Annotated in this window: 7 protein-coding genes; 3 read left to right on the top strand and 4 right to left on the bottom strand. The window is 56.7% G+C overall.

From position 1 onward, the window contains the following. Positions 1-135 precede the first annotated feature (135 nt). Complete coding sequence (locus Q8Q07_02695) at positions 136-774, top strand: hypothetical protein (protein ID MDP3879200.1); 639 nt, start codon at positions 136-138, stop codon at positions 772-774. 30 nt (positions 775-804) lie between these two features. On the opposite strand, the gene Q8Q07_02700 is transcribed toward Q8Q07_02695, so the two are convergent. The 4 genes from Q8Q07_02700 to Q8Q07_02715 are packed head-to-tail and all read right to left on the bottom strand — an operon-like array spanning position 805 to position 3927. Continuing rightward, positions 805-1785, bottom strand: coding sequence for an aminopeptidase (locus Q8Q07_02700; protein ID MDP3879201.1), 981 nt, complete (start codon positions 1783-1785; stop codon positions 805-807). A gap of 24 nt (positions 1786-1809) precedes the next feature. After that, the gene (locus Q8Q07_02705) at positions 1810-2736 is read right to left on the bottom strand and encodes a nitrilase-related carbon-nitrogen hydrolase (protein ID MDP3879202.1); all 927 of its coding nucleotides are present in this window, start codon (positions 2734-2736) and stop codon (positions 1810-1812) included. Positions 2737-2791: 55 nt separating this feature from the next. Further along, entirely contained in the window at positions 2792-3298 is a 507-nt protein-coding gene (locus Q8Q07_02710) for a permease (GenBank protein ID MDP3879203.1), read from the bottom strand. Beyond that, on the bottom strand, positions 3289-3927 hold the full coding sequence (locus Q8Q07_02715) for a permease (GenBank protein MDP3879204.1): 639 nt from the start codon (positions 3925-3927) through the stop codon (positions 3289-3291). The genes Q8Q07_02710 and Q8Q07_02715 overlap by 10 nt, the downstream gene beginning before the upstream one ends. Positions 3928-4320: 393 nt before the next feature. On the opposite strand from Q8Q07_02715, the gene Q8Q07_02720 reads away from it, so the two are divergent. Further along, positions 4321-4947 (top strand): DUF1648 domain-containing protein, encoded by a 627-nt coding sequence (locus tag Q8Q07_02720; protein MDP3879205.1) that lies wholly within the window; start codon positions 4321-4323, stop codon positions 4945-4947. A gap of 33 nt (positions 4948-4980) precedes the next feature. After that, the coding region (locus Q8Q07_02725; protein ID MDP3879206.1) for a glycine--tRNA ligase at positions 4981-6149 on the top strand (1169 nt) is incomplete at its 3' end.

Below are 6149 nucleotides of genomic sequence, written 5' to 3' on the forward strand. Positions count from 1 at the left end.
GGACCCTGGCCTGTCGCCAGGCCAGGCTTGATCCGGAATCCATGTCTATCCCCTGGATTCCAGCCTTCGCTGGAATGACAGCAACTTCCTTGATACGGCAAGATATATAAGAGACACTACACTAGGAGGTTAACGATGACACATACCAACCATCGTCAGGGAACCGTGGACAGTCTGAACCGGGACTACGTTGTGTTTATGTACGCCGCCACCAGAATCAATGATAAGGGTGCCGGTCCCAAGCTCCAGGAGTTCCTGCGGCTGGGACTCAACTATGGTCCGGTAAATATCGGCTCGCCGCGGGTGGGTAATCTGTTCACCGTTTCCGCCAGCGCGCTGCTGGAGGGAGTGAGGGGAGAGAAGAAGGCTTACGTGGTGCTCGATGACCGTCACCGGGCGGAAGCCCTCGTCAAGGACGTGGCTAAGGCAGACCTCGGCGTATCCGTGATTGTCAGCGGGCTCTTCAATGAAGTGGACGGGATGTGCCGGTCAGCGGGTATCCAGCGCCATACCGCGCAGTGCTCGCTGGGGGTGTGGGGAAAAGTAGATAAGTTACCGCAGGAGTCAGAGGTACTGGACATCAGTACCATGTGCGGGCACGGCATGGTCTCCTTCAACTTGGTGAGGCGGATGGCGGACGATGTCAGGAATAACCGTCTCAGTCTGGAAAAGGCGGCTGGTATCATGGCTAAACCCTGCGTCTGCGGAGTGTTTAATCCCGCACGCGCCGCCGAACTCCTCGATCAATATATTGCCGGTAATCCCGGGAGATAGCGTTACCTGACATCCACTCGATCTCTAATATTAGCGAATCAGAATCTGCCCATCCTTGACGATTGTTTTTCCGTCAACCACCAGTGTCGGCTCCCGGAAAATCATGTCCATGTGCAGGGGGCTTTCCACAGTCCCGCCGATGCTCCGGCTGTCTCCCAGGGCAACGTGGGTGGTGCCCCAGGCTTTTTTGGTTTCCCTGATCGTTACGCCGACACGAGCCTTGGGGTTGGTGCCGATGGCCAGCTCGGCGATGTTGCGGGCGGTATCTCCCATCGAATCCAATAAGCTGCGTAGCTGACTGGCTATCAGTCCCCCCTCAATGGCGACGACCCTGCCTCCTTCCACCTTGAGCGTTATTCCTTCCTTGATGAAACCGAACTCCTGTTTCTCCATGCAGAACGGGTTCACCAGAACACCGCGGGCGCTTCCCTCAATCGGGGCGATGGTGGCTTCGCCGTCAGGGAAGGCGCAGAACTGCCCGGGCCCGGTGGCGAAACCGGCCAGAATGGCGCCCCCTCTGCCCTCCATGGAGACGGTCATATCGGTCCCGTCCGGTGTGGTCAGGCGGGCTTCTTTACCTTCGGTAAGGATTTTTTCCAGCTTCAGGGAAAGCTCTCTGATGGCGGGGTAGTCGGCGGTGGCGCCGCCGTGTACCATCATGTCCTCGTTGAAGCCCCACATTTCACAGATACGTGACCCCTGTTTCAAGGCGTTTCGTACCGTTTCTGTGTGGATAATGGCGTAGCTGGCCTGGGCGATGATGACATCAGCCGCCTGGATCGCCGCTATCGCCACCGGTGGTGGGTCTACTCCGCCGACCTCCCGGGGGGTTATCGTTACCACTACCGGCTCGGCCCCGGCGGCGCGCACGCTGCCGGCCAGCAACTGGGTAATACTTTCAGGGCGCTGTGTATCGGTATAGATACAGACTTTTTCCCCCGGCTTGATGCTGAGGATTCTCTCTACTATCGTCCGGGCCATGGGTAACATCTCTATAATTGGCGCGCTCATAACTCCTCCTTAATCCATTAAAGATTACTTTTCCGGTGTTGTGGTGTCTCGTAAATCCGGGATGGGAGTCACCTTGCCTGTAATCCGGGAATATACGCCGGCGTAGGCGTCATAGGCTTCCGGCCGCCAGTCGTGCAGGAAGCGGTAGCGTTGCCTGGCTTCGTGCATATCGGCAAAGTCCAGTTCGGCGGTTATTATTTCCTCATCGGTGGCTGTGGCTTTAGCCAGGACATTGCCCAGCGGGCTCACGATGAGGCTGCTGCCGAAGAAAGCCGGTGAGTTATGGCGGTAAAAGTTCTCCTCCCCGACACGGTTGGGGGCGATAATGAAGAGGCTGTTTTCTATTGCTTTGGTCCTCAGTCCGAACTCCCAGGAATCGCTGCGCCACCCTGAGGAAGCGGTGGGTACCATGACAATTTCAGCCCCTTTCAGGGATAAACATCTCCAGGCTTCGGCAAAAGAACGGTCATAGCAGATGAGCAGGCCGGTCTTTATTCCGTCTGCCGGGAAAACGGGGAAACCGAGGTCGCCGGGACGGAAATAGTATTTTTCATTCAGGTATTTGCCCCCGTGGTTAACGTAAGGGATGTGCACCTTCCGGTATTTACCGGCCAGCGTCCCGTCAGCAGCGATGAGAAAGGCACAGTTGTAGTAGAGGCGTTCCAGTTCATCATGCTCAAAAATACTGCCGGAAATGCAGGTATTATACTTCCGGGCGATACCGGCCAGGGTGTTCGTGGTGGGGCCGGGGACGGTTTCCGCGAGGTCGAAGCTCTCTACCGCCTCCGCCACGGCAAAATAGGCCGTGGAAAACAGCTCCGGCAGGCAGATAATTCTCGGCCCTTCACCGGCGCACCGCTCAATAAGTTCCAGGGCACGGGCGATATTCGCCTCCTTGCTGATGGAAGGCATCTTCATCTGAATGGCGGCTACCTTCAGTTTGTCTGTCATTGACGTTAGCCACAGATTAGCATAAAGGGCGCGAAACGGCAAGACAGGGAGGAGCTTAAGCCGCGGTCAACAGGCGGTAGATGGCGTCCCCCGCCAGGCCGATAAATGGAGGCAGAACCAGACAGACGGCGTACTTCACTAAAGTTATTTTTGCCCCCAGTAATGGTATTTGCCAGGCCAGTATCGGCTGTATGCCGAGCAGGCTTATTGATGTCAGCAGGGCAATAACCGGGCCAACGCCGGCCCCGGCAGCGTAAATAGATACGACGATGGGCAGGGTAATATAGGGTCCGCCGCTGATGACGGCACCGACGTAGGAGCCGATGAGGATGCCCTTTAATCCTGACGTGGGTCCCAGCCACTCGGCGACCAGGTTGCTGGGGATTATCACCTGAATCAGTCCTCCCAGGGTTATGCCCAGTATCAGGCGTACCCAGATGAACTTCAAGGTTAGGACGGCCTGTTTCAGCCCTGAGTAGAGTAGTGGCCATCTACCCTGCCAGAAAGCGATGGCCGTGGCCGTTAGCACCATGCCCACCAGCGCCAGCAGGGTTATGTCCATTTTCCATCCTCCTGTTCCGGCATTGTGCCGGGTTTATCCGGCTCAGCAGCGTGTTTGCTTTCAGCGTTTTTCTCCTCACCGGCAGCAATTGCTTCATCTGTTCTGGTTACAGCCTGGTATACCGCTTTACCGGCCAGTCCGATGAGAGGGGGTAATAACAGGCTGGCGATAAACCGTGCCAGGGGCAGCTGTATGCCAAAGAATGGCATCTGCCAGACGATGAGCATCTCAATACCGAGCAGGGAACGCCCGGCCAGCAGGGCGATGACGGGGCCGACACCGGCCCCCGCCCGGTAAATAGAGGCGATAATGGGTAGGAAAACATAGGGGCCGCCGCTCATCAGCATACCGGTATAGGAGCCAATGAGGATGCCCTTCAGTCCTGAGGCCGGCCCCAGCCATCTGGCGATCAGTGCGCGGGGTACCAGTACCTGAATCAGCCCTCCCAGGGTAAAGCCCAGGATGAGACGGAACCATATTGTCCCGGCGAGGCGGCCAGCCTGTCTTAAGCCCGCCAGAGCTAGCTGTCCGCCTCCGGTCAAGAAGGCAATCGTTACCGCAATCAGCACCAGGGCGACCAGTACCAGCAGGGTCTTGTCTATCTTCCGGGTTGATTTTCTGACTTCCATGGAACAGTGCAATTCTACTTCTGTATTATCGCGAGTGTCAAACCGTATATAATTACGGCGCGTTTAAGAGGGACTGTCCGAAAACAGTAATTGTCACCCTGAGCACGTTCGCCTCGCTCAGTATAAACTCCGTGAAGGGTCTCGTGGTGGCGTAACCTGGTCTTCCCCACCCACAGATTCTTCGTCACTTTGTTCCTCAGAATTGACATTATTCTTCCCCCAGTCCTTAACAAGGAGATGGGGATTTGAAGGGTTGAGGTTCGCCGGGCTCAAGGGCACAGAGCCTACTGTAATGATGAAAGCGGTCAAAGCAAACAGAATGCCGCGTGAAAATCGTTGACATCTCACGGTAAAGCTGGTAATTTCTAAGCATTGACCGCTTTGATTAAATAGATGTTTATCGCCATCCTTATTGTCGCTGTTGTTCTGTTACTGCTGCTCGCTGGCGGGGCTGTTGTCTGGTTTGTCTCCAGGCAGAAGTCGGCACGGAGAAGCCAGGCCCCGGTCAGGCAAAGTACCCCGTCCCCGGCTCCGGCTCTGGCCTTTCGCTGGGGCTATATCATGCTTCCCGTGCTGGTCCTGCTGCTGTCAGTTATTATCACCGTATATTTCTATCCGCGACTTCCCGATGCAGTGGCTTATCGCTTTACGATGGATGGTTCCGCTGACAGGTGGCTGGGCCGCGGCGTTGTTACCACCGCGCTGCTGCTGCCGCAGTTCATTCTTACCCTCCTGGCCGCGGTCCTTACCTGGGGGGCAACCCGGCTGGGGGGCCGTTTCCAGCAGTCCGGGAGACCCGGCATCAAGCTGGAAAGCGTTCTGGTACTGATGGGTAATATGGTTGCCCTGCCGCAAATTATTCTCGGCTTTGCATTGCTCGATATTTTCAGCTACAATTTGTACCGGATTCACCTGCTGCCATTGTGGGTATTCGCCCTGATTGTCATGGTCCTGGGCGGTATTGTCCTTGGCGTATTGTTCAGTCGGCTCATGTTACGCGCCTGGGGAAGCCAGCGCTAGAGCCATCCAGCAAGAGTTTTAAGGAGTGAACTGATGCCCGAACGTATACCAGGTAAGGTTGATATGGAAAAGCTTGTCTCGCTGTGCCGGCGGCGGGGCTATATCTTCCCCAGCAGTGACATCTACGGAGGGCTTTCCAGTTGCTGGGACTACGGGCCCCTGGGGGTGGAGCTGAAGCGGAATGTCAAAGAAGCCTGGTGGCGGGCGATGGTACAGGAACGTGACGATATGGTGGGACTGGATACCAGTATCCTGATGCCTCCACGGGTGTGGGAAGCCAGCGGCCACGTCTCCGGTTTTTCCGACCCTCTGGTGGAGTGCAAAAGCTGCCACCTGCGCTGGCGGGCCGATGAGTTGAATAGCGAGCGGTGCCCGTCCTGTGGTGGTGAGCTGACCGAGCCCCGCCAGTTCAACCTGATGTTCAAGACCTTTATCGGGCCGGTGGAGGAAGACGCCAGTGTTGTCTACCTGCGCCCGGAGACGGCGCAGGGTATCTTCGTCAATTTCCAGAATGTGGTTGATACCACCCGCAAAAAGCTGCCCTTCGGCATTGCCCAGATTGGTAAAGCCTTCCGCAATGAGATTACCACCGGTAATTTTATCTTCCGAAGCCGGGAATTCGAGCAGATGGAAATCGAGTTCTTCGTTAAGCCGGGGACTGACGGGGAGTGGTTTGACTACTGGCTTGAGCAGCGGCTTAACTGGTATGCGAGGCTTGGTATCAAAAAGGAGAACCTGAAACTGCGGGAGCACGCCAAAGAAGAGCTGGCCCACTACGCCCGCCGGACCTCTGACATCGAATACCGGTTTCCGATGGGCTGGGCGGAGCTGGAGGGGGTGGCCAACCGGGGTGATTTTGACCTGAGCCAGCATGCTAAACACAGCGGTAAGAACCTGGAGTACTTTGATGACGAGACTAAAGAGCATTACCTGCCCTGTGTTATCGAGCCTTCGGCGGGGGTAGACCGTACGGTGCTGGCCCTGCTCTGTGACGCCTACGCCGAGGAGCCGGATAAAGATGAAATCAGGGTACTGCTCCGGTTCCACCCTGATATTGCCCCGGTGCAGGTGGCAATACTGCCCCTGAGCCGCAAGGAGAACCTGGCTGCCGTTGCCAAAGATGTCCATGCCGGGCTGCGGCGGCAGTTCCGCACCGCCTATGATGATACCCAGTCTATCGGGCGCCGCTACCGGCGCCAGGA

This window comes from Dehalococcoidales bacterium (assembly GCA_030698765.1).
GTDB lineage: Bacteria > Chloroflexota > Dehalococcoidia > Dehalococcoidales > UBA2162 > JAUYMF01.

Coding starts and splice junctions, on each gene's coding strand:
- Q8Q07_02695 (MDP3879200.1), top strand. CDS start 136: ATGACACATACCAACCATCGTCAGGGAACCGTGGACAGTCTGAACCGG.
- Q8Q07_02700 (MDP3879201.1), bottom strand. CDS start 1,785: ATGAGCGCGCCAATTATAGAGATGTTACCCATGGCCCGGACGATAGTA.
- Q8Q07_02705 (MDP3879202.1), bottom strand. CDS start 2,736: ATGACAGACAAACTGAAGGTAGCCGCCATTCAGATGAAGATGCCTTCC.
- Q8Q07_02710 (MDP3879203.1), bottom strand. CDS start 3,298: ATGGACATAACCCTGCTGGCGCTGGTGGGCATGGTGCTAACGGCCACG.
- Q8Q07_02715 (MDP3879204.1), bottom strand. CDS start 3,927: ATGGAAGTCAGAAAATCAACCCGGAAGATAGACAAGACCCTGCTGGTA.
- Q8Q07_02720 (MDP3879205.1), top strand. CDS start 4,321: ATGTTTATCGCCATCCTTATTGTCGCTGTTGTTCTGTTACTGCTGCTC.